Raw genomic sequence first — 24,061 nt, 5'->3', positions numbered from 1 at the left:
ACTGTAAACTCCCCTTTTCCACCGGAGAAAGCTGCAGCAGTAGAACCAAAATCAATGCTCTGGTCAATTGAAAGATCCTTTGCCGGATCCAGACCGTTCTCTTTCAGGATATACTCAAAAACCATCTCCGGCATACCGCCTTTTCGTCCTCCCAGCACTTCTTTTCCTTTCAGGTCACTCCACTGAAAATCCGCCATCTCTTCCCTTGCTACCAGAAAGTTTCCCGCACGCTGGGTTCCCTGTGCGAAGTTTATCACCGGGTCGTTGGCGCCTTCAAGATACGCGTACACGGATGCTTCCGCTCCCATAAATCCGATCTGCGCCTCCCCGGAAATGACCGCTGCCATCGTCTTATCCGCCCCGTACCCGGTCACCAGGTCGAGATCGAGGCCTTCCTGTGTAAAATATCCATTTTCCAGTGCGACATACTGTGGGGCATAAAAGATCGAATGTGCCACCTCATTCAGGGTAACCTTTGTCATTTCATTCTCTTTTTCCCCACATCCGGCAAACAGACTGACCACCCCGAAAGCCATCAGCCCTGTTATGAATTTTACTTGTTTCATCCTAACCTCCTGGGTCTGTTTCATAATATTACATTATGGAAAACCAGGCTGGAAGGTGCCAATTTTGATAAATTATATTCTTTATGTCTACTCCAATTTTATCAGACAAAAGATTCCGTGTTCTGTATTTACCATTATTCCGGCAAATTCCCTTTTGCAATATTTTCTTTCAGAATCTGATCTGTCACTTCAAAAAGTTTTTCTGAACCACGTTTTGTTTTTCTCTGTCTTCCGTACACTTTTTCAGCATTTACCTCATGTTCTTTCCAGTCGCCGCCGTCGTTACTGTCGTTTAATAGCAGTGGCTGCAGGTTATCCATGGCACGGGCAAATTTCGCCTCCGGCGTCTGAAATGCTTCGAACTCATCGAAAATCCGAACCAGTTCCTGCTTCTGATCTTCCGGGAGCAGGGAAAAAATCCGCTCTTTTGCTGCATCTTCTCTGGCTTTCTGCGTTTTCAGACCGTCTGCGTCATATGCATAGGTATCTCCGGCATCGATCTCCACGATATCGTGTATCAGGCACATCAGCATCACCCGTCCGATATCCACCGGCTCGTTGGAGTATTCCCGCAGCAGATACGCCATGATCGCCATATGCCATGCGTGTTCCGCATCGTTTTCGTTTCTGCCCTGACCGGACAGATGGGTCTGCCGGAAAATATTCTTTTCTTTATCAATTTCCAGAACAAATTCCAGCTGTTGTTTTAATCTCTCATCCATATTTTTCTCCTTCTGCGCATGCTCTCTTTATTTATCTCCGGTTATCCGGCACTGATCAACTCTCATATAAACACAGACTTTGACTCGTTGCACACGGAAATCAAATACCATAAAAGAAAAACTACCGTCAACTTCTACCCCGGATGTTGACAGTAGTTTTTCTCCGACTCTCATCAGATAGCCAGCAGATTTTTGATTGCTTCCATATAAATCAGCACAGACTCTTCCATGCCTGACACCAGAATATACTCATCCGCGCTGTGGATCCGATAATCGATGCCCGGCATCTCCGGACCGAAGGCGATGATATTTTTCAGGGATTTTGCGTATGTTCCACCGCCGATTACCATCGGTTTGTTCTCGGTATCTCCGGTTACATCGACATAGGCTTTGTATAAAGCAGTCACCAGCGGTGAATCTGCCGGGAAGAACAGGGATTCCCCTACGCTCCGGATCTCAATACGGCCATTTTCGTCTTCCAGTTTTCCTTCACACATGCTGCGAAGCTCCTCTTCTTTCAAAGTAACCGGAACACGGATATCGATCGTACAGGAGATTACACCGTCCTCAGTCTTTACGATACCGTTACAGAAAGTAAGATCTCCGTAAGCATCGGCAAACTTCAGTCCGATTCCTGCACCATCGCAGGAAGTTCCCAGATGGGTATTATAGAAGGTAACAAAATCATCTTCAAATCCTGCTTTTTCCAGGCATTCGAAGGTAACCCCTGCTGCATTGACACCCAGTGTCGGTGTACTTGCATGTGCCGGAACACCTTTGGCATAGATGTTCAGAGTTCCCTTTTCTTCGGTCACTTTATATTCCTGCAGTTTTGTCTCGGAAAGTGCTGTTTCCAGTCTTTCTTTCAGTCCCGCTTCTGCAGGGATCACGGTATTACAGGAGTCGCAGACCGCATTGACCACAAATCCTCCGTTCATGGAGATGATCTTTGTGTTTTTGGAATAAGCCATCATATGCACGCCGCCTTTTTCTCCGTGAATACAAGGATAGCTTGCATCCGGTGTAAAACCGCAGGACAATTCTTCTGCAACCTCATTATAGTGTTCCATACATTTGGAACCGTTTTCCTCGTTACATCCCATGATCAGGCGGACACGTTTGTTTAATTTCGCACCGGAATCACGCAGCAGTTTCATCGCATACAGAGCTTCAAGAATCGGTCCTTTATCATCGGTGGTTCCGCGGCCGTACACATAGTCACCGTCACGTGTCAGGGTGAATGGATCATGTGTCCAGTCACCGCCTGCCGGCACGATATCCAGATGACCGGCGATACCAACGATCTCGTCCCCCTCACCCATCTCTGCATATCCGCAGTAGTTATCCAGATTCACGGTCTTAAATCCCAGTTCTTCCGCTATTTTCAGTCCTACTTCCAGTGCTTTTGCAGGTCCTTCTCCAAAAGGCATTCCCTCTGCCGGTGTACCAAGCTGAGAATCAATGGCAACCAGTCTTCCCAGGTTCGTCAGCATCTCGTCTGTCAAATCATGGATTTCTTCTTTTATACTCATTAATCTTTCCTCCAAATTTTCATTTAATATGCTCATTATACCAGATAATGGAATTGTTGACAATTTGCATTTTGTAGTTGCAGGATTCATCATATTCAGGATTACGGTTCATTCCGTGCCAGCAACACGCCTCGCGGAATATTACCAGTGAACAGTAACTCTTCAGGTTCATCCGGGCTAGAGCGTGTCTGAAAAAGGCTTTTCGTGAGCTGCAAGTTCCAGTTTGTGGGAGAGTTTATCCGAATGAGGGCGGCGTAGCGGGCTACGGCAACCGAATGAGGGTAAAATATACCGCAAAGTGGGGCTTGCAGATTGCGGAAATGATTTTTCAGACACGCTCTAACAGGACAGGGCATTTCCTGACAGCTGTTTTCCTGTACAAAATCATGAAAACGTTAGGATTTTTTTGTGCTGTTTTTCTGACTTCTTTTAATGACTTCCGTTTCAAAAACTGTTACACTGGGAGCATAATGCTACATTATATGTTATTGGAGGTTTTTACAAATGAATCACAAAAACTTTGACTGGGGCTACTTTCTGAAGCACATTGCGATCATCGCAGTACCGGTAGCACTTCAGAACCTGCTTACCACAACAGGCAGTATGGTGGATACGATCATGCTTGCTTCGATCGGTGAAAAGGCTGTTGGAGCCGTTGGTCTGTGTGCACAGTTTTCCAGCCTGATGTTTGCAGGGTACTGGGGATTTGTCGGCGGCGGTATGCTGTTTTTCTCTCAGTACTGGGGAGCCAGGGATCATGACGGCATCACCCGTTCCTATGGAATGACACTGCTTTTCATGATGACGGTAGGTGTTCTTTTCGCCTGTCTTGCCATCTTCGCACCGGAATTTGTCATGGGTGTGTACACGGACAAGCCGGAGATCCAGAAAATCGGGATTTCGTATCTGCGTATCGTCGGATTTGCCTATCCGCTTCAGGTCATCGCAATGGCTGCCAGTGCTCTGCTCCGTTCCATCGAACAGGTGAAGATTCCGCTCTACGGCGGTATCGCTTCCGTTGTCGCTAACTGTTTCTTCAACTACCTGTTCATTTTCGGAAAGTTTGGTCTTCCGAAAATGGGTGCAGCAGGAGCTGCCGTCGGAACTGTTATGGCGGGTATCGTAAATGTCCTGATTCTGGTCATCTGCATTCTGTATAAGAGAATCCCGTATGTCCTGGAGTTTTCCAGACATTTTCGCTGGAGTAAAGTCTATGTAAAACAGTACCTGGAAAAATGTTTCCCGATCATCTGTAATGAAGTATTTATCGGTGTCGGAAATATGCTGATCAATATAGTTCTCGGTCGTCAAAGCGAGCAGGCTATCGCTGCTGTCGCCGTCTTCCGTACCCTGGAAGGACTGATTATCGCCTTTTTCAGCGGATTTTCCAATGCTGCCTCCGTTCTCGTCGGAAAAGAGGTTGGCGCAGGTAATCACGAAGTCGCTTATCAGAGAGCAAAGCGTCTGGTCTATCTGTGCAGCGGCATCATCGCAGTTGCCTGTCTTACCCTGTTACTGATCCACAACCCACTGTTACATACACTGGGGCTTTCCGGTGAATCCTATCGGATCGGTACCGGTATGCTGATCATCTATAGTATGGCAGCGATCATCCGTATGGGAAACTGGACGCAGAACGATACCTACCGTTCCGCCGGCGATGCGGCATTTGGATCGATTCTTGAGATTACGTTTATGTATCTGATGGTTCTGCCTTTCGTATATCTCTCGAACTTTTATTTTCATGCGCCGTTCCTTCTCGTTTTTGCCTTCTGCTATATTGACGAACCGATCCGGTATACTCTGATGCAGCATCATCTTTATTCCGGCAAATGGATCCGCCCGGTATCCGGACCGGGACTTGCTACGATTGATGCTTTCCGTCAGAAACATGGAATTAAAATAAAGCAGAAATATGCAGCGTCTGTAAAATAATGTAGAAAAGAGAAGAATATTTAGGGAACGATTCTCTGAAATGTTCTTCTCTTTTTATATTCTAGTACAGCGTTTCATAAATAACTATACCATACACGCGGGATACGGATTCGAGTGTGCAGGTTTAAAAACGTAGGCGTAGCGGGCTACGCTGAGGCTTTTAGACCTGTGCAATCGGATTCGTAAACAAGAGTATGGTGTAGTTATTTTGAAAACGCTGTACTAGAGCGTGTCTTAAAAAGGCTTTTATCCCACCAGTTCTTTCCCTTCTGTATAAAAAATATTTTTTTGCATATTTTAATCCTATAATTACCTTTACGGAGGTCACCGCCCATGAAAGAGAAAGAAAACCAGAAACTGATCGATTCCTATGATTATCTGTCCAATGCGGCATCCACGCATGACTGCACCGGACTGATTCCGTCCGCGCCGGTCAGTGAAGCAGAACTCGAATCTTATGAGGATGTCTATCATTACCGTCCTCCCAGAATGAACTCTTCTCCTGATACAGAAGAAAAATAGTCTGAAACTGTGTACCTGCCTGTCCTTTTCTTGCATTTTTAAAATTTCTCCTCTATTTTGCAATATTTTACTTTATATTTGCAAATTCTCACATTGTTTCTTTTCGATATATTCTGCTGTACGCTAAGAAAAACACAGGCGATACGTCTGTTTGTATGGAGAAAGGAACAGGGATATGGACTATAAACGCATCAATGAGTTTCGGCTTCTCGGTCTGACCATTGCTTATTATCGCAAACTTCGTGGACTTACACAGGCAGAACTGGCAGAGGCAACAAACCTCAGCCGTACACATATCAGCAATATTGAGGCACCAAATGGAAAAACATCAATTTCTCTGAATAAACTTTTTGATATTGCAGATGTTCTGGAAGTTCCGGTGAAAGATCTGTTTGATTTTCGTGATACCTGACGAATCGCGATAGTCGATACGTTTTTGTAAAAGCACAGACTTTGACCCGTTGCTCTTGTAAAAAAGAGACTGTTTTGTGAAAACTGAGGTATCCCCTTGAAAGCATCACAAAATAGTCTCTTTTTCGTTCTGTTCTTTATTTTTTCTGACTCAGCGTGCTGTTATGGTACGCACTGGACATCGTAACGTCCTCTCCGAACCACTCCGGTGGACAGTAGCTGTTTGCCTCCTCTTCGGTTGCAAACTCCACTTCTGCAAGAAGCAGTCCTCCATATCTTCCGTGAAAAACATCCAGTTCAATTGTCAGTCCGTTCTTCTCCGGGATGCGATAACGGGTTTTTGTGATCACCGTTCCGTCCGCTTTTTCCAGCAGATGTTCATAAGACTCTTTTGTCAGTGGCAGATTATATTCTTCCCGCACCATCAGTCCTTTGGACTTGTAGGTCAGCACATAATCCTCTCCTTCTTTTCTCACCCGCACCACCGGTTCCGTGCAAAGGTATGCCTGTTCCATCTCCATATGCGGATATTGTGCCAGATCTTCCGGCAGTTTTTTGATCAGATATTTTCTTTCGATCTCCATCCCATTTCTCCTTCTGCTCATTTTTGAACGTTTTCTGTTCTTTATTATAACTGCAAAATCCCGTAAACAAAAGTCCTTCTTCCTGCTTGTCTGTATTTTACAATATTGTTATACTGTTTTATGGAATGATACCGGGGTTAAAAGAGTACGACGTACGGAACAATCCGGTATCAAAGGAATTTTCCAGAAAGGATGAATACCATGATAAATACTTCTCAGGATCTAAAAGATCTTCTTTTCCGGATCAACCGTAAAAGTTATCCGGCGTATAAAGACACAAAGGGCAGTTACCGTTTTCCGGGCTATGTACTCTCTATCGACCATGTACAGGGCGATCCCTTTGCCGCACCGTCGAAGCTCAGCCTTCATATCAAAGGTGCTCAGGCAGGTTTCCCGGAGACTCTGTATGCGACACGCGAGATGCGGATCGCGCTTCAGGATCAGCTGATCCGTGGATTTGCTGCGCACATTGAAAAATACAGTTTTCGCGCCAAAGGTTCCGGAAAAAGCGGTCTGATCTCCATCTCAAAACCCGGACAGGAAATCCTGGAGCGTTCCGCCTGCACGATGGATGCAAAAAACGGTGATCTAACTCTTCGTCTGGAGGTCGGTTTTCCTGCAAACGGACGTACGGTCAATTCCGGTGAACTGATCAAGATTCTCTTTGATTTTCTTCCGGTCTGTGTGAAAGCTTCTCTTTTTTACCGGAATCTGGATGCTCGGAAGCTGGAACAGGTGCGGGCACTTGCCGAAGATCAGACCTTTATCCGAAAAGAACTGGCTGCACGAAATCTTACCGCTTTTGTCGCAAACGGTGCTGTTCTTCCGCGGGAATCCGGCGTGTCTCCTCTTCCGATGAAAAACGGAATTTCCTTTGTCTCACCGGATTCCATGGCAGTCACACTGCATCTTCCAAACCACGGTCCGCTGACCGGTATGGGGATCCCGTGTGGTATCACGCTGATCGTAGGTGGCGGTTATCACGGCAAATCCACTCTGCTTGAAGCGCTCGAACTGGGTGTCTATAACCATATTGCGGGAGACGGAAGAGAATATGTGATCACCAGAGATGACGCAGTAAAGATCCGTGCCGAGGACGGTCGAAGCATCAAACACACAGACATTTCTTTCTTTATCAATGATCTGCCGAACCACAAGGATACCCATTCCTTTTATTCGGAAGATGCCAGTGGGAGTACTTCTCAGGCCGCTAATGTCATCGAAGCACTGGAAACGGGAAGTCACCTGCTTCTGATTGATGAGGATACCAGTGCCACAAACTTTATGATTCGCGATGAACTGATGCAACGGGTAGTCAACCGCAATCAGGAACCGATCACACCATTCATTGAGCGTGTGCAATGGTTGAGTGATACACAGGGAATCTCCTCGATTCTGGTTGCCGGTAGTTCGGGATCTTATTTTCATGTGGCAGATACGATTTTACAGATGGATCATTACAAACCGGTGGATATCACAGCATTTGCCAAAAAAGAAGCGGAAGCTTTCCCTTCTATTCAGCCCTCCGCTCCTGCAGGTGCTGTTGCAGACTATCGCCGTGTGATTCAGCCTGATCCCGCTTTCCGTCCGGATCGCCGTCTGAAGATGAAGGTACTCGGTATGGACAGTATCTCCGTCAATCACGATACCATCGATCTGCGCTGTCTCGAACAGCTGGCTGATCAGGAACAGATCCAGGCACTTTCAGCTATTCTCTGCTATGCGGAACGTCGGCTTTTTAATGGGAAAGACACACTGCAGCAGATCATAGATCGACTTGATACAGAATTATCCGACAGAGGACTCGAGATTCTCTCCGAGGGCGGTCGGCTTGCTCCGAACCTCGCCATGCCACGAATCCAGGAAGTCTACGCGTGTATCAACCGATATCGCGGTTTGAAAATCTAAAGAATTTCTTTCTGTTTTTTTTTGAAATTTTATAAAGTCTTCATTACATAGACACATTTTTATCACATTTTCCATGTAATATAATACTCAACAAAGCGAACCACACTTTGTTAAAGGATGTCACAACATCGCCTGTTGTGACACCCTCCCCCTCATTAAGTGGTAACAGTTATTTTTAGATTTCCTTTTTCATATTGGCCGGTATCCGAAAGGGTATCGGCCCTTCCTCATTTTATCCGGAGATTTTTAAACCACTCAGGAATATTATATATTTAATTGTATTTTTTCTTAAAATAAGATATGATTAACAGGTAACTTTTCAGTACCTTCACAGTTATAAGCCAACATGCATTTAAAATCATCTCGCGGAATATAACCTACTGAACAGTTAGATTGACAGTATCATCACATCTTGGGAGACAACTTATGAAAAACAGGCACAAAAAAGAAAATAAATCCACAAAAAAGCATCGCCGGATTTTCTGGATATTCGTCTTTTTCCTTGTGGTCGGAATCGGAGTTACCTCATATATTCTCCTTTTTTCTGCATATACCAGACGGGTGGAACGTGAGGCAATGGCTACCGGCACCGTGCAGGAAGAAATCTACAGTTTTAAGAGCCGACGGGATCTGCTTTCCCTGACACCGGAGGTCAAACGGGCAGCTTTATACGGACGTGCTACCGAAATTGATTATGGTACTTATATTATTCCTGGACTTAATGCTACAGAAACACAGGTTTTCGGAGAAAAAAATACTTCTTCCATCTGTACTTCCATGACTCCTCAGGGACTTGCCGTTACCGAAGATTACCTTCTGGTCACTGCTTACTGTCATACCAATACGCATAACTCTGTCATCTACGTCATCGATAAAAAGACCCATGAATTTGTAAAAGAAATTGTTCTTCGAAATAAATCCCATGTCGGCGGGATCGCATACGATACGATTCATAACAACATCTGGATCTCCTGTATGTCCCGTGGTATTCCACAGGTCAATGCAATCACATTGGAACAGCTGAAAAACTATTGTTTTCAGAATAGCCATCAGCCGATTTCCTACTCGCAGTCTTACGATCTGTATGCAATTACACGGAATTCTTTTCTGACCTATCATAATAATGCATTATATATCGGTTATTATACTTCCAATTCTGCAAGCGTACTGGAAGAATATGATATCACCGAAGATGGAACCTTACAGACCAGTACCGTCGATGATGACACGATAACAACCGGTCAGCTGGGTGTGGATTCGCTGACACCACTTGCCCTGCCATCCGGGATGCGCGTGATCACAGAACGGGCACAGGGTGTGGCATTTTATAAAAACAGGATCCTCACCTCTCACTCTTACGGGGTGCTTCCGGGATCCCTGAAAGTATTTCCGAACTCTCTGCAGATGCTTCTTGAAGAAGACACCATGCTGCAGAATATCCGTTTTCCGTCAAAACTCGAACAGATCTATGTGGATGGTGACGATCTCTATGTACTGTTTGAATCCGCTGCATATGGCTATCGCTATACTTCGCTGACACAGTTTGACCGGATCTTAAAATTAAATCTGAATACCCTGCTGACAAACAGCACGAACTAATATTATGACCAAAGGAGGGATTATATGAAGCAGTATCTTTTTCTGGGCGACAGCATCACCGATGCGGATCATCTTTTTGATCCTGCCAATCTTGGATACGGCTATGTCTCTCTCCTTGCCCGCAGACCGGAATATGTAGACGCCAGATTTGTAAATCGGGGACATGAAGGATTTACCATTGAACGGGTGTTACAGATGCTCCGTCGGGATGGGATCGGCGGTCATTGGGATGCGATCACCCTCCTTGCCGGAGTCAATGATATCCCCGTGGAACTTTTTACTTCTCACTCCAGGATTCCTCTGGAGTTTTCTGCTTTTTACCGGGAAGTGCTGGATCTTTTATGCCAGCATACTTCCACCATCCTGTTACTGGAACCGTTTCTTTTTGATGAACCGGCAGAATACTCCGCCTGGCATTCTTATATCGAAAAAGAAAGCCAGATCATCCACGATCTGGCACTCTCTTATTCTGCTCATTTTATCACGACGGACTCAATCCTCCGACAGGCAGCTCGCCAGGAAGGAGTCGATGCGATCACGACCGACGGGATTCATCTGACGCCACATGGCAACACGCTCCTTGCTGATCTCTGGCATCAGGCGTTTACTGCTCTTTTCCATGACTGACCCCGCCTTCTTTTTCTTTCTGCTTTCGTCTCCGGTTCATGATCCCACCGATTCTTCCTGTCTCTTTTGCAGACAGAGTCTTCCACCCTTCTTCAAGCACCTGATCGAGAAGTCCTAGTTCCTGCGCGATCTCATATTTCATCTGCTCTTCCCGGCTCATCTTTGCGATATCCTCCCGGCTTATCTTTTTCTCTTTTCCCATAAAAAAAGTCACACTCCTTTTCTCTTGAAGTATGACCTTTTTTTCTCTTTCTATTCACGTTTTTCTTTATTTCGGAATGATGATCGATGCGATGATGTACGCAAGGATTCCGGATCCTCCCATAAAGGAAAAGATCACCCATGCCAGTCTCACCAGCGTCGGATCGATGTTAAAATATTCTCCGATTCCGCCGCAGACTCCACAGATCATATAATTGGTTGAGGAACGATATAATCTCTTATTTTCCATATTCTGATTCTCCTTTTATCATATAAATTTTTACTCTCTGTTATTTTTTCGACCCACGCTTAAAATATATCCGTTACCCATTCCACAAACCAGTTAACCGGATCAAAATTGGTATGGTCACTGATTTCACTCATAACCTCATCTTTCATCTCCTGAAAATCCCCGCTGTTGATGGAAAGTGCATCCACCAGATCATTTCCTCCCCGGATTCCTCCGAGAAGCATCCCGCAGATCAGAAGGGCAAGCCCGAGTCCCCCGCAGATTCCGCTGGTTACAAGTAACCCTTTGTTCAAACGCTTCATTCTGCCCTTGCCTCCTTTCCTTTATGTACGATTCTTGAGATAAAATTCAGCGTGGTACGTAATACACGCGGACACAGCTGAAAGGTAAACCACAGGAAAAATACTGCGCATAAGATTCCCAGTGCGATGCAGATCAGACCGCCGCCCATGCTTACCAGTCCGGCTGCCGGTGAACTGATCGCATGAAGGATCCCTTTGATCAGAACGGCGATCCCGCCTCCGATCATTCCAATCGCTACGGCGAAAAAGCTGATCCACAGGGCAAATACGGTTGCCAGGATTCCGATAAAAATGCCAAGTGCTCCACCGCCAACGCCGAGAAGCACCGGAGATGCAAAGACCAGTATAATGATGAGCAGTGCCCATCCGCCAACACCGCGTTTCGGTTTTCTCGCCTGCATCGCATACGGGCTTTGCGTACTGCTATTCTGCCAGCCTTGCTGTGTACTCTGATTCCATCTGTTCATTGTCTGCCCATTCTGCTGCCAGCCATCGGCGTCCTTCGTCTGACTTTCTGTCCCTGTATTTTCCATATCGGTATCATTCGCTCCGAATGTCGATCCGCCATACTGCAGGTTTGCCTTGATGCTTGCTGCTACTTTTCCCGGACTTCCCAGTTCCTGGATCACGGCATCCTCGTTTTCCTCCCCGGCATCGTCAAAATATTCCTGATAATAGCGAATGGCTTCCTGCCGTTCTGCCGGCGGCAGATCCTGCAGAAGTCTCGCTAATTGTGCAATAAACTGCTCACGATTCATTGTTGATTCCTCCCTCAAAAACCATGGAAATATTGGATGAATATCTCTTCCACTCCTCTTTGTATAACCCCAATTGGGCCAGTCCCTGCTCGGTTACTTTATAATATCTCCGGTTGCGCCCCGCACATTCCAGATCATAGACCATCAGGCACTGATCTTTCTGCAGCCTGCGAAGCACCGGATACAGGGTGGAATCGGAAATGTCGATAACCTTCCGCACATCCTGTGTGATCTTATATCCGTAAGTGCCTTCCTTCTCTCTCGAGACAACGGCAAGAACAATGGCATCCAAAAGAGCCGCTCCTGTATTAAATACCATATCGCACCCCTTTTTCTTTTTTCTGTATGTTCGAACGCTTTCCCGATCTGTTTTCACGAAAAGACTCCGCTCATACCTTTCCCCCGGTTTCCCGGACCGTATGTTGTTTTGCATTTAATACTATACACCGTATAATATTAGATGTCAACAAATCCTGGGAATCTTTAAAATATCTTAAGACTTCTTCTAAATATCTACAAAAAGCGGCTGCCGCGGAGGTTACACCTCCACAGCAACCGCTTTTCCAAGCGCAAATGAATATAAATAACACTCTTTTACCTTTTTTCCATACGCGCGCTCCAACGCCTGACTGTAATAATGCATCTGCCTCTGATACCGGTCGATCAGTTCCTGTCCCTCTTTTACATGGTCAGTTTTATAATCCACCAGCACCAGGCCGTCCGCCTCTTCCCAGAAAGCATCGATGATTCCCTGCACCAGGATCTGCTCGCCCTGATTCCACGCGGGATTTCTCTCACTGGCATCGATACTCATCACAAACTGCTGTTCCCGGTGCAGTGTGCCAAGCACAAAGGCTTCTTTCATCCGTTTTCCCACAGCCGAACGCACAAACCAGCTGATCTGACTGGAGCGTACCACTTTTGCCGTCTCTTTGCTGATCTTTTCTTCCTTCAGCAGTTCTTCAATCTGCTTCTCGATCGCCTGCTGTGAGTCGACTCTTGCGTAGTCCAGGCATTCCAGGATCCGGTGGTATACCGTTCCCCTTGCAGCCCCCTGTAACAGTGGCTCCTGTTCTTCTTTCATAAAATCAGGAATGATTGGCTCCTGTTCTTTCTCCGCGTACAGATAGACAGTTTCTTCCTCCGGCTCTTCTCTTCCCTGTTTTTTCAGTTCGGATACACTGACTTTCGCCGGAATCTCCTGCAGATATCCATACGGATACACATAGGAAAATTTCTCTTCCAGATCTTTTCGGATCGTCGCATCAAACACCTCCTGCGGATCCCAGGTTTCGTATGCGGCCCTCTGCCGTACCCGGTCTTCCCGGTCTGTTACCTGATCCGTGATCAGATGTTCCATCTCAAGGATCTGCACCGGAAACTCTTCGTTTGCTCCGGCAAGTGCCGGAAAAATCCAGTCCCAGTAGCAGCGCGCGCCTTCCCGCATGCCGTAAGGAAGTTTCTCTTCCTGCCAGTCCCGCGCCTCCGCCTGTACTGCCTGATAATCCTCTATTTTTTTAACGGTTCCGGTAAGGATCAGTTTTTCTTTTGCTCTTGTGAGTGCCACATATAATACACGCAGTTCCTCACCCAGACTCTCCAGCCGGATCTGTTTCTGGATCACCTGCCGTACCAGTGACGATGCCTGCGTCCGCTCCTTGGGGTCTACCGCCTGCATGCCGATACCGAGATCCTGATGAATCACCAGACCGGTGCTGGCATCGGACATATTAAACCGTTTCCCCATCCCTGCCGCAAAGACAATCGGAAACTCCAGTCCCTTACTTTTGTGGATGCTCATGATCCGCACCGTATCTTCCTGTTCTCCACGGATATTGACCTCACCAAAATCCACCTGATATTTCTGCAATTGTTCCACATACCTGATAAAATTAAACAACCCACGGTAACTGGTACTCTCATATTCCATGGCTTTTTCCACCAGCATCTGCAGATTTGCCCGCCGTTGTGCACCGCCGGGCATCGCACCTGCGTATAACCCATACCCGGTCTTTGTCAGAATCTCTCCGATCAGTTCATGGATCGGCGTATAAGTAACCTTTTCACGGAGTTTTTCATAGACAGACCAGAAATTGCCAAGTTTTTCACACAACTCCCCGTCCTGTCCCTCCAGCAGATAGTTCCAGGCACAGCCATAGATTTTCTCCTGCGGATAGCAGGCTTTTAACAGTGCCAGCTCTCTCGCACTGCACCCGCCTAACGGCGATAACAGGACACCGGTAAATGGAATCTCCTGCATCGGATTATCCAGGATCCGCAGATAGTTCAGGATCGTCTGTACTTCTGTCGTGGAAAAATATCCTGTTTTTGAGGTAGCATAGGCAGGGATTCCCATGTCCATCAGCACATTGACAAAGTTCTCCGCCCAGCCGGTGATCGTCCGAAGCAGGATCACACAGTCCTGATAACGTGCGGGACGATACTGTTTTTCTTTCTTATCCCAGACCAGTTCTGTTCCCACCATGCTGCGGATCTTTTCTCCGATCATCCGTGCTTCCAGCTCCTGATCACTCTGTTCCTGCATCTTCTCATCCATACCGTCCGCGCCGGTCTGTGCCACAAGCACCTGGCACGCCGGTTCTTCCGGTACTCCCTCCGGCTTTTCTTCAAATACCGCACCCGGATACAATGCCGCATCTGCATCGTATTCCACCGCTCCCAGATCCTTTCCCATGATCCGGTAAAAGATCTGATTGACCCCTTCGAGCACTCCGTCTCTGCTTCGGAAGTTTTTGTGTAGGTCGATCCTCTGACATACACTGTCTTCCAGACTGTAGGTTTCGTATTTTTCCATAAAAAGTTCCGGTCTGGCAAGGCGGAACCGGTAGATACTCTGCTTCACATCGCCCACCATGAACAGATTATGCCGCCCGAAGCGAAGCTGTGACACACTCTGCAACAAAGTCTCCTGCACCAGATTGCTGTCCTGGTACTCATCGATCAGGATTTCCTCAAAACGATCGGAAAACTCATCCGCTGCCTGGGTATACCGGATCTCCCCGTCTTCTTTTTTGACCAGGATCTCCAGCGCAAAGTGTTCCATATCTGTAAAATCAACGATATTTTTCTGCCGCTTTTTTTCCGAAAATGTCTCGATAAACCGACGGGTCAGACGAATCAGTTCCTGCACCGGCTCCCTGCAAAGTTCCAGTTCTTCCAGCACTTCCTCCGTTGTCTCATAAAAATAATTCTCCCGCAGTTTTTTCACAGCATCTTTTGCCTGATCCCGCAGGTTCTTCGCCAGCTCCCGCTTATCCTCCTGCACACTGTCATCTTTCTTTCGTGACAGTGCTTTTGGCTTCCAGCTATCCAGCAGGACTCTGCATCCGTCAAAATCCTGTGATGCGAAAGCCTCTTCCAGATCTCTTCGAAACAAAAGATCCTGTTCCAACGCTTCTCCGTACATATATGGTCCGCCGGGACTGTAGATCACTTCTTTGCACCGCTCCTGAAGATAAGTGATCTGATCCAGCAGGTGTCCGGCATCCTCCCACAGTTTTTTCATCCATATACAGGACACCAACTCTTCCTTTGTCCGGATCTCGTATGCCTTCGTACAGCTGTCCAGCCATTCCAGCGGCCAGGGATTACTCATGGCAAACTCATACATCCGGAGAATCAGTTCCGTCAGCACCTCATCGCTTTTTCCGGTGGCAAAACTCTCCACAAAACGTTCAAAACTTTCGGTTCTCTCCTGGTAACTGCTCTCAAGCACCTCTTTTGCCACATCCTGTTTCAGCAGTTTGATCTCTCCCTCATTCGCTGTGCGAAATCCGGGATCCAGATCGATGGTGTGAAAATAGTTCCGGATCACATAAGAGCAGAATCCGTCGATCGTCGTGATCTGTGCGTTGTGGATCAACGTCTGCTGTCTTTGCAGATGTTCATTTTCCGGATCCTGTTCCAGATAATTCTCCACAGCTTCCGTCAGTCTCTCCCTCATCTCTCCGGCTGCTGCCCGGGTAAATGTCACAATCAGCAGCTGATCGATATCGATGGGATGATCTTTTCTGGTCAGTTTTCCCAGGATTCGTTCTACCAGAACAGCGGTCTTACCGGATCCTGCCGCCGCACTGACCAGGATATTTCTGTCCCGCAGTTCAATGACCTTCTGCTGTTCCGGTGTCCACTTCATTTCCATCTTCCTTCTCCCCTTTCTCTCTCATTTTCTTCCACAGTTCCTCATCGGAAAATGTCGGAAGTCTCCGGAAACTGTTTCCCTCCTGCTTTTCATCAAATCCGCAGATCTCCTTAAAGCTGCAATAGTCGCAGGCGGTCCGTTGTTTTAATTTATATGGATTTTTCTCCATCTCCCCGCCAAGGATCCGTGTTCCATTTTCACGGATCTTATCGTTGACATAGGCACAGAGTTCTTCGAACTGTTCTTTGCTTGCCGTTTTGGAACGACTTGAAAGGCTGCCGTTTTTATTGTAAGCTGCCGGGATCACCAGCGATTTTTTCCCTGCTTCCAGTTCCCGATCCAGATCCTTTAAGATCTTTTCTTCTGCCCGGACCAGTCCGTCCACCTTTAATTTTTCCAGCAGTTTCCGTTCAATCTCCTCTTCCTCATCCCCAGGTTTTCCATCCACCAGTGGATCTTTGACATGATAATAAAACATCCCCGCCGGTTCTGCATGTTTTCCCGGATGATTCTTTTCTTCCAGCTCCAGTGCTGCATTCAGATATACGATAAGCTGCAATTGCAGTCCGTGATACACCGAAGTAAGATCCAGAGCCGTATTGCCGGACTTATAATCAATGACTTTCACATAGATCGTATCGTCCTCCTCATAGCGGTCCACCCGGTCAATCCGCCCCCGCAGGCGCAGGCGCTCATCCTCCGATAACTGAAAATTCGATGCTTTCAGATCTTCCTCCATAGAAAAAGAGATTTCAAACCGACTTGGTTCATATTTTCCTGCTTTCAGCTGTTGCTGCAGTGCCCAGACCGTCCGCCGCAGGATCCGTTTTACACGCAGGATCATATACTGGTTTCTTGCACTGCTCTCCAGAATCGTATTGCCATAGTCGTGAATGGTTTCCTCCACACTCGTATCAATCAGCTGATCCCGTTCCTGATCCGTCAGACTACGCCATGTCAGCCGATTTTTTTTGAGATTTCGTGAAAACTGTTCCAGTGCCTGATGGATCACATTGCCCAGATCCGCCTGACGAAATTCGTATTCCTGTCGTTCCTCGATCTTCAGACCATACTGCAGAAAATGTGCAAAGGCACAGGCTGCAAACCGTTCCAGTTCCGTCGCACTGTTTTCCAGTTCTTTCCCGTAAAGTGCCACCGCCGCCGCTTTTCCGATGCTGCTCTCCGGTGCGCCCTCGTATGCCGCCTGGATCCAGCGAAGACACTGCTCCTTCCACTCTTTTGACCGCAGATACCAGGAAAACAGTTCCCTCCAGCCATTGTTCTGCTGCTGTTCTCCATCCTTTCGAAGTCCTGCCAGAAGAATTTCCGTTGCCTGCTGTGCCATCTGCATCTGGCTGATCTCGTCTTTCGGATTATCCTGGATCACCAGTTTCGGATACATCCGAAGAATCAGCGCGATCAGATACGCCGGACTCTGTGCCTGCCCCTGTGCATTTGACTGAGCGTAAGAAAGATACAGACACCGGGAAGGTTTCGTCAGATTCAGATACAGATAGAAACGCTGGATATACATGGATTCTCTTGCTGTAGGTGCCAGTGCTACCTGACGGCTGTCGAGAAATTCCCGATCTGACTCAGACAGCAGACCTGCCTTCCCTCCGTGTTTCGGGATGATTCCGTCGTTGACGCCTGCAAAGAACAGTACTTTGATGTCTTTCAGTCTGGTACGCTCCATCTCACCAATCAGTACCTGATCTGCCGTCGGTGGAATGATGCCCACCCGCATCTCCTGAAATCCCACATCGAGAAGCTGTCCGTACTCCTTCGCCGTGATCGTCTCGCTGCCAAGCATCTGCACCATCTTATCAAGAAGTTCCATGATCATTCCGTAAATCTGGCTGTATTCTTTCACCATCGCCTGATCGCCCTGTGTAGCAAATTCCCGTTCTTTCTCAGATAACCGTTCCTGAATATCATCTTTTACGATCATCTCATAGAGCATCCGTGTCCGTTCTTCCACTGTGTGCTCTTTTTCTTTCATATACTCCGCAAAAGGACCGATCTTTTTCCAGACCTGTTCCCGGATCTGGTTGATTCCTTCGATACTGCCTTCTTCCATCCCCCGGTACCGTCTTACCCAGTGATCCTTCCACTGTTTTTCCCCGCGGATTCCCACAGCGATACAGTAATTTTCCAGTTGATCCACCTGATAAACCGGAATCCCGGACAGCCCACAGCGAAGATAACGGAACATACTCTCATAGGAAAAATACTCCACCACCAGATTGACAGCCGCCCGGATATACTCCACAAACGGATTCATCAGAATAGAATGTTTTTCATCGATAAAGCAGGGAATCTCACACTGTTCCATGACCTGTCTGGCATAACTTCCATACGTCGCCATATCCCCTGTGATCACGGCAAAGTCCCCATACCTGTAGCCCTTTGTCCGCACCAGCAAGCGGATCCTTCTGGCGATTTCTTCCATCTCTTCTTTTGGATTTGCAGCCTGAAAAATCTGTACCTCTTCCTGTTCCTTCCGGTACTGCCGTTTATCATATCGAAACAGATGCTGTTCCAGAAATTCCAGTGCCGGTGCCTTGCAAAAACGGCTGTTTTCTCCCGGACGCACCCACCAGGGATCCAGAATTTCCACCCGTTCTTCCTTTGCCATCCTGGTCAGCGACTCCACCATCTCCCCACTCATACGAAACAGTTGCTGCGGACGTTTTAACTGTGCCACAGGCACCTTTTCCTCCAGCGTCACCGTCACCCATACCTGCTGTGTCAGTTTCAGCAGTTCCCGCAGTAATTTATTCTGTACCGGAGTAAATCCGGTAAATCCGTCCAAAGCGATCCAGCTGTCTCTCACCAGTCGGGAACTTCCGATTTTCTCACACAACAGATCCAGAACTTCCTCCGCCGTGATATACCGTTTTCTCAAAAACTCGAAAAAACCCTGATAAATGGTCTGCACATCCTTTAATTTGTGATACAGCAACGGTCTTTCTTTCGCCAGATTGCCGATCTCATCCAGTTCTTCCGGATGAATATCGTACTGCATCAGCTCAGATAACAGTGATTTCATCTCACTGACGGTTCCCAGCTTTTCCAGACTGCTACCCAGAACTCCCAGCTTTTTCTTCTGTTCCTGCACCACGCGTTCCAGTACAAGAATTTTCCCCACGTCTTCCAGAACAGGTGTCTGATCACCGCCTACTTCCGCGAATACCCGGTGTGCCAGACGGTCAAAACTTAAAATATCCACGTTCATGATTCCATGACGGGGACTCAAAGCTACCAGTTCCTTCTGTGTCTGCATCGTAAACTGTTCCGGTACGATCACCAGATACTTTCTCTCCGGATGTGTTCCGGCTTCCTGTAAGATTTTCTGATATAACTGAAAAGATTTTCCAGCTCCCGAATTACCTGTTACAAATTGCAGTGCCATGGATCTTTTCCTCCTTTTTTGTTCCTGCTTCTGCCTGCGCTCAGCATCTTTTCGTCTGTCTTCTTCTCTCTGACAGTTCGACCCCTGTCTTTTTACCGGCAGGGGTCGTAACTGTGTTTTACATTTTTCTGATTGGTTCACACGGAATATGCAGCTTCCCGTTCTGTTTGATTGCATTATAACCCTTCATAGTCAAAAAGTGGAATGAAACTTTCTTTTGCTGTCCCGCCTTCTTGAAAAAACCCCTGTGTAATACCAAGATCCAGTGCATGATTTAGTACCTTTTCATACTCCCGTTTTGTCACCCTCCGGTTCAGATCCGGGATATCACGCACCTGAGGAAGGGGGGTATACTGATTCATCAGACTGATGGTCAGGTCCTTTCCATATGTTTCATATAACTCATCAAGCACTGCTATGGAGTTTTTCGTATGGCCCGGCAGGATCAGATGGCGGACGATCACACCTTTCTGAATATAACCGTTGTCATCGTATTCACACCTTCCTCCGGCCAACATCATCTCCCGGATCGCTGCCACCGCAACTTCCGGATAATCTTTCGCTTTCGAACAGGCAAAGGCAAGCTCCGGATCCATATATTTAAAATCGGGCAGCCACACGTCCACGACTTCTTCAAGCATCTGCACCGTTTCCACCCGTTCATAACCACTGGAATTGTAGATCACCGGCAGATACATTCCCTGCGTTTTTGCCTTTTTCAGTGCTCCGATCACAGCCGGTGCAAAATGTGTCGCCGTTACCAGATTGATATTCGCTGCTCCCTGTTCCTGAAGTTCCAGAAAAATCTCACTGAGACGATCCCCGGAAATCTCCCTGGCACAGTTTCCTTGTGCGATTTCATAATTCTGGCAGAAAATACACCGCAGACTGCAGCCGGAAAAAAATACAGCACCAGATCCCCGTGTTCCTGAGATACAGGGTTCTTCCCACATATGAAGTGCAGCTCTCGCCGCCCGCAGTTTTCTGTCCATTCCGCAATAACCTTTCTCTCCGGACTCCCGGTCTACGCCGCACATTCTCGGACACAGCATACAGGCATCCATTCCCATCGTTTCTTCCCCCTGTTTCTTCTTGTACTACTGAAAGTTTCCCATTCAATTTTCCGGAAGCCCATATTTCATAAAATCACACCATTTCTCATACACTATAGAAAAGCATCGGAAAAGGAGTGTGTACTATGAGTTCCAAAACCAGGATTGTTGTACTACATATGAAAGAAGTGATCTATACCGCTATCTTTCTCCTACTCGGTCTCCTGATGATCATTCTTCTTCTGATCATGTTCGGACCATCAAAAAACAAAGAAACCGCTGCCTCTGTTCAGACAACTTCTGCCCTCACCGGGCAATATCTTCCGGGCGTCTATAGCACCGCCATTGAACTGAATGACAATACCTTCGATGTGCAGGTAACCGTAGACAGCAACCACATCAATTCCATCGAACTGGTAAACTTAAGTGAATCCACCGCTGCCATGTATCCACTGATGAAACCGGCACTCGAAGAACTCGCCTCCCAGATTTATGAAAAACAGTCTCTGGAAGATATCACCTACGAAGACGATAACAAATATACTTCCATGTTGCTTTTAGAAGCCATCAAAAGTGCCCTTGCCAAAGCTTCTGTTCTGCAGCAATAGCTTCCATCCCGTTATTATTTCCGGATAAATATGCCATAGCCGCTTCCCAGTCTGCCTCCCTGCTGCAGATAGTCTGCAATTGCTCTCTGCAGCCCGGTCTTCCGGGGCAATTCTTCCGGTTTCTTCTTCCATTCTGCACCAAATACTCTCCAACCATCCGGGAAAATCTCATCACTTTTTTCTGTGTCAATCAAATGAAAACGCCTGGCATACGCTTTCATATTCCCTTCCGGAAGAATCTGTACCAGATCCGGATCGATCAGCCAGGATTCCACACCAAACACCCTGTAGTCTTTCGGAAAGTAGTCTTTGAAAAATGCTTCTGCCCGTGCAAAGGCATCCTCCAGAAGCTCCGGTTTCATCGGACCTGCGGATGGAATATGCATATTAATGACAGTATCCCCGGGATGAATCCTTACACCATCCAGTCCACAGTCTTTCTTTCCCTCAAACGGGCGCAGTTCAAATTGCAGACGGCCCAGTCCGAACCTGGTCAGATTGAAGAATCCGTCATACCAGTGACCTACAAAATTGCCGTATACGCCATGAATCTCATAACACTCCAGCATTTTCCACTTCATATCTTCCAGACTCTTATAGTAAATTTCCACAGGCAGTCCCTGTTTTTCATAACGCACTTTCACTTCTTCCCAGCAACACCATAACATCAGTGCATCCAGAAGATAGCGGTTCACTCCCAGTGCTTCTTCTCTGGCTTCTGTCTCTGCCAGTGCCTGGGTAAGAACGGAAAGTTCTCCGTCTGCTTCCATCACCTGCTCTGCCGTCTGTACGATCACATCCCAGTGATCTGCTTCTTCCAGTTCTTTTCTTGCCTCCAGAAGCTGTGCAATTCCTTCTTCCGGCATCTGTATCTTTTCCATCAGACGTTTCATCTGTTCTCCCGTTTCCTTCATCTGCCGTCTTATTCCTTTCCCTTCTTACTGACTGCAAAATACATTTTCAGAAGTTATCCATCCGTTTTCACTATTATGACAGTTTTTCCACCTGATCCATCCAGATACGCACACAGGAATCGCTAGACATCCTCAGGTCTCCTCTTGGCGATACGGCTACGGTACCGACTTTCGGTCCATCCGGCAGACAGGAGCGCTTAAACTGCTGCATAAAAAATCTCCGGTAAAAATTCTTTAACCATTTCAGGATCACTTCCCGGTCATACACACCGTCAAAAGTCTGCACTGCGATCCGGAAAATCTTATCCGGCTCATATCCTGCACGAAGCATATAATAAAGGAAGAAATCATGCAGTTCATACGGTCCCACCAGATCTTCTGTTTTCTGTGCGATCTTGCCGTCTTTTGGCGGAAGCAACTCCGGGCTTACCGGCGTATCCAGAATATCCAGCAGAATCTCGGACAGGCGATCATCTCCACAGGTATCCGCATAATACCGCACCAGATGGCGTACCAGTGTCTTCGGAATTGACGTATTAACCGCATACATGGACATATGATCTCCGTTATAGGTTGCCCATCCAAGTGCCAGTTCCGACAAGTCACCTGTTCCGATCACCATACCGCCCGCCTGATTCGCGATATCCATGATCACCTGCGTACGTTCTCTCGCCTGACAGTTTTCGTATGTCACATCGTGATTTTCCATATCATGTCCAATGTCCCTGAAATGAATGGTTACGGCTTCACGGATATCTACTTCCCGCAGGGTCGCACCAAGTTTTTTGGTAAGATCGCAGGCATTACGATACGTTCTGTCAGTAGTTCCGAAACACGGCATTGTGACTGCCGTAATTTTTTCCCTTGGCATGCCAAGAAAATCAAAGGCTCTGGCTGTCACCAGCAGTGCCAGTGTGGAATCAAGTCCGCCGGAGATACCAATGACAGCGCTCTGGCTGTGAGTATGTTCCAGACGTTTCTTCAGTCCCATTGCCTGAATCGTCAGAATCTCGTCACATCGTTTTTCCCTTTCTTCTTTTCCGGACGGTACAAACGGTTTTCTCGGAAAAGTTCTGGTCAGTCTGGTTTCTTCTTTCTCCAGTGTAAATATAATTTCCTGATAACCGGCCGTATCTGCCGGCGGATAAGTTGTCATTTTCCTTCGCTCGGTTACAAGACGCCGGATATCCAGATCACCGTAGATTGTCTGATTGATAAAACGTTTTGCCTCTTTTAAGATGGAGCCGTTTTCACAGATCAGATTGTGTCCGCCAAATACCAGATCCGTAGAAGATTCTCCCTCCCCGGCCGTTGCGTAGATATAACCGCAGATCAAGCGCGCCGACTGTCCTTTTACCAGTTCTCTCCGGTAGGTATCTTTTCCGGTGATTTCATCCCCTGCTGACAGGTTGATGATCACATTCGCACCTGCCAGTGCATGAGCCACGCTCGGCGGATTCGGTACCCAGAGATCCTCGCAGATCTCCACAGCCACTTTCATTCCTGTCATCTGCGGGCAGGAAAACAGAAGTTTTGTTCCAAATGGTACTTCCACCCCGTCAATTTTAACCATATGGGAGTCCTGATCCGCCGGTGTAAAATGCCTTGCCTCATAATATTCAGCGTAATTTGGCAGATTCGTCTTCGGTACCAGACCAAGAATGGTTCCTCTGTTTAAGACAGCTGCCACATTATATAATTTTCCATTATATTCCCATGGAAGGCCTACAATGATCAGCGCGTCCACCTGACTGGTCTCCTTTGCCAGCCATATCAGCTGCTCTCTCGCACTGTCCAGAAGCAATGTCTGCCAGAACAGATCCTGACAGGTATATCCAGTGATACAAAGCTCCGGAAATGCCATGATCTTTGCACCCTCGTTTTCCATCTGCCGGATCAGCTTCAGAATCTCCCCTGCATTGTATACACAGTCTGCCACCTGAATCTTCGGTGTACCGGCTGCTGTTTTGATAAATCCGTGTCTCATATATTT

Annotated in this window: 22 protein-coding genes and 1 pseudogene; 8 read left to right on the top strand and 15 right to left on the bottom strand. The window is 47.1% G+C overall.

Going from position 1 to position 24,061, the window contains the following annotated elements:
• The 4 genes from MSA64_RS05680 to MSA64_RS11990 all read right to left on the bottom strand — a co-directional run.
• On the bottom strand, positions 1–536 hold a 536-nt coding region (locus MSA64_RS05680; RefSeq protein ID WP_442945312.1), incomplete at its 3' end, for an ABC transporter substrate-binding protein.
• A gap of 164 nt (positions 537–700) precedes the next feature.
• Positions 701–1,288: an HD domain-containing protein gene (locus MSA64_RS05675; protein ID WP_118575631.1), complete on the bottom strand. Its 588-nt coding sequence runs from the start codon at positions 1,286–1,288 to the stop codon at positions 701–703.
• 173 nt (positions 1,289–1,461) lie between these two features.
• On the bottom strand, positions 1,462–2,820 hold the full coding sequence (locus MSA64_RS05670) for a M20 family metallopeptidase (RefSeq protein ID WP_287890925.1): 1,359 nt from the start codon (positions 2,818–2,820) through the stop codon (positions 1,462–1,464).
• 101 nt (positions 2,821–2,921) lie between these two features.
• Entirely contained in the window at positions 2,922–3,110 is a 189-nt protein-coding gene (locus MSA64_RS11990; protein WP_328597445.1) for a DUF6783 domain-containing protein, read from the bottom strand.
• Between MSA64_RS11990 and MSA64_RS11985 the strand changes: the two are divergent.
• The 4 genes and pseudogenes from MSA64_RS11985 to MSA64_RS05655 all read left to right on the top strand — a co-directional run.
• Positions 3,021–3,344, top strand: a pseudogene (locus MSA64_RS11985) (DUF6783 domain-containing protein); the annotation flags it as partial. The gene MSA64_RS11990 and the pseudogene MSA64_RS11985 overlap by 90 nt on opposite strands.
• Positions 3,325–4,755 (top strand): MATE family efflux transporter, encoded by a 1,431-nt coding sequence (locus MSA64_RS05665; RefSeq protein ID WP_287890924.1) that lies wholly within the window; start codon positions 3,325–3,327, stop codon positions 4,753–4,755. The pseudogene MSA64_RS11985 and the gene MSA64_RS05665, both read left to right, overlap by 20 nt.
• Positions 4,756–5,088: 333 nt before the next feature.
• Positions 5,089–5,277, top strand: coding sequence for a hypothetical protein (locus MSA64_RS05660; protein WP_022172271.1), 189 nt, complete (start codon positions 5,089–5,091; stop codon positions 5,275–5,277).
• A gap of 175 nt (positions 5,278–5,452) precedes the next feature.
• Positions 5,453–5,689, top strand: a complete 237-nt coding sequence (locus MSA64_RS05655; protein ID WP_022172272.1) for a helix-turn-helix domain-containing protein — start codon at positions 5,453–5,455, stop codon at positions 5,687–5,689.
• Positions 5,690–5,825: 136 nt separating this feature from the next.
• Here the strand turns inward: MSA64_RS05655 and MSA64_RS05650 are convergent, their stop codons facing one another.
• Positions 5,826–6,272 (bottom strand): CYTH domain-containing protein, encoded by a 447-nt coding sequence (locus MSA64_RS05650; RefSeq protein ID WP_022172273.1) that lies wholly within the window; start codon positions 6,270–6,272, stop codon positions 5,826–5,828.
• A 204-nt stretch (positions 6,273–6,476) separates the two neighbouring features.
• Here MSA64_RS05650 and MSA64_RS05645 point away from each other — a divergent pair, with 204 nt between their 5' ends.
• The 3 genes from MSA64_RS05645 to MSA64_RS05635 all read left to right on the top strand — a co-directional run bounded on the left by MSA64_RS05645 (position 6,477) and on the right by MSA64_RS05635 (position 10,406).
• Positions 6,477–8,180, top strand: a complete 1,704-nt coding sequence (locus tag MSA64_RS05645) for an ABC-ATPase domain-containing protein (RefSeq protein ID WP_277664075.1) — start codon at positions 6,477–6,479, stop codon at positions 8,178–8,180.
• 426 nt (positions 8,181–8,606) lie between these two features.
• Positions 8,607–9,779: a YncE family protein gene (locus MSA64_RS05640; protein WP_287890922.1), complete on the top strand. Its 1,173-nt coding sequence runs from the start codon at positions 8,607–8,609 to the stop codon at positions 9,777–9,779.
• Positions 9,780–9,803: 24 nt separating this feature from the next.
• A complete protein-coding gene (locus MSA64_RS05635) occupies positions 9,804–10,406 on the top strand; it encodes an SGNH/GDSL hydrolase family protein (RefSeq protein WP_154432176.1) in 603 nt (200 codons plus the stop codon).
• Here the strand turns inward: MSA64_RS05635 and MSA64_RS05630 are convergent.
• The 8 genes from MSA64_RS05630 to MSA64_RS05595 all read right to left on the bottom strand — a co-directional run bounded on the left by MSA64_RS05630 (position 10,384) and on the right by MSA64_RS05595 (position 20,564).
• Entirely contained in the window at positions 10,384–10,608 is a 225-nt protein-coding gene (locus MSA64_RS05630) for a small, acid-soluble spore protein, alpha/beta type (protein WP_118575615.1), read from the bottom strand. The two genes, MSA64_RS05635 and MSA64_RS05630, sit on opposite strands and share 23 nt — an antisense overlap.
• Positions 10,609–10,674: 66 nt before the next feature.
• Positions 10,675–10,857, bottom strand: coding sequence for a PspC domain-containing protein (locus tag MSA64_RS05625; RefSeq protein WP_022172278.1), 183 nt, complete (start codon positions 10,855–10,857; stop codon positions 10,675–10,677).
• A gap of 59 nt (positions 10,858–10,916) precedes the next feature.
• Positions 10,917–11,159, bottom strand: coding sequence for a hypothetical protein (locus MSA64_RS05620; protein WP_022172279.1), 243 nt, complete (start codon positions 11,157–11,159; stop codon positions 10,917–10,919).
• Positions 11,156–11,917 (bottom strand): DUF1700 domain-containing protein, encoded by a 762-nt coding sequence (locus MSA64_RS05615; protein WP_117524061.1) that lies wholly within the window; start codon positions 11,915–11,917, stop codon positions 11,156–11,158. The genes MSA64_RS05620 and MSA64_RS05615 overlap by 4 nt, the downstream gene beginning before the upstream one ends.
• Positions 11,907–12,236: a PadR family transcriptional regulator gene (locus MSA64_RS05610; protein ID WP_022399506.1), complete on the bottom strand. Its 330-nt coding sequence runs from the start codon at positions 12,234–12,236 to the stop codon at positions 11,907–11,909. The genes MSA64_RS05615 and MSA64_RS05610 overlap by 11 nt, the downstream gene beginning before the upstream one ends.
• Positions 12,237–12,455: 219 nt before the next feature.
• Positions 12,456–16,079: a helicase-exonuclease AddAB subunit AddA gene (gene addA, locus MSA64_RS05605; RefSeq protein ID WP_287890919.1), complete on the bottom strand. Its 3,624-nt coding sequence runs from the start codon at positions 16,077–16,079 to the stop codon at positions 12,456–12,458.
• Positions 16,039–19,494, bottom strand: a complete 3,456-nt coding sequence (addB, locus tag MSA64_RS05600; protein WP_287890918.1) for a helicase-exonuclease AddAB subunit AddB — start codon at positions 19,492–19,494, stop codon at positions 16,039–16,041. The genes addA and addB overlap by 41 nt, the downstream gene beginning before the upstream one ends.
• A 176-nt stretch (positions 19,495–19,670) precedes the next feature.
• The gene (locus MSA64_RS05595) at positions 19,671–20,564 is read right to left on the bottom strand and encodes a radical SAM protein (protein WP_330639064.1); all 894 of its coding nucleotides are present in this window, start codon (positions 20,562–20,564) and stop codon (positions 19,671–19,673) included.
• A gap of 128 nt (positions 20,565–20,692) precedes the next feature.
• Here MSA64_RS05595 and MSA64_RS05590 point away from each other — a divergent pair, with 128 nt between their 5' ends.
• Positions 20,693–21,154 carry a hypothetical protein gene (locus MSA64_RS05590; RefSeq protein ID WP_277664061.1) on the top strand — a complete coding sequence of 154 codons (462 nt, stop codon included), beginning with the start codon at positions 20,693–20,695 and terminating at the stop codon, positions 21,152–21,154.
• A gap of 14 nt (positions 21,155–21,168) precedes the next feature.
• On the opposite strand, the gene MSA64_RS05585 is transcribed toward MSA64_RS05590, so the two are convergent.
• Positions 21,169–22,068, bottom strand: coding sequence for an acyltransferase domain-containing protein (locus MSA64_RS05585; RefSeq protein ID WP_277664062.1), 900 nt, complete (start codon positions 22,066–22,068; stop codon positions 21,169–21,171).
• 73 nt (positions 22,069–22,141) lie between these two features.
• The gene (locus MSA64_RS05580; protein WP_287890917.1) at positions 22,142–24,055 is read right to left on the bottom strand and encodes an NAD(+) synthase; all 1,914 of its coding nucleotides are present in this window, start codon (positions 24,053–24,055) and stop codon (positions 22,142–22,144) included.
• Between the last annotated feature and the right edge of the window lie 6 nt (positions 24,056–24,061).

It is taken from the genome of Oliverpabstia sp. (assembly GCF_022785585.1).
Lineage (GTDB): Bacteria > Bacillota > Clostridia > Lachnospirales > Lachnospiraceae > Oliverpabstia > Oliverpabstia intestinalis.
The sequence above is the reverse complement of the archived record's forward strand: the minus strand, read 5'-3'. Positions and strand labels throughout refer to the sequence as shown.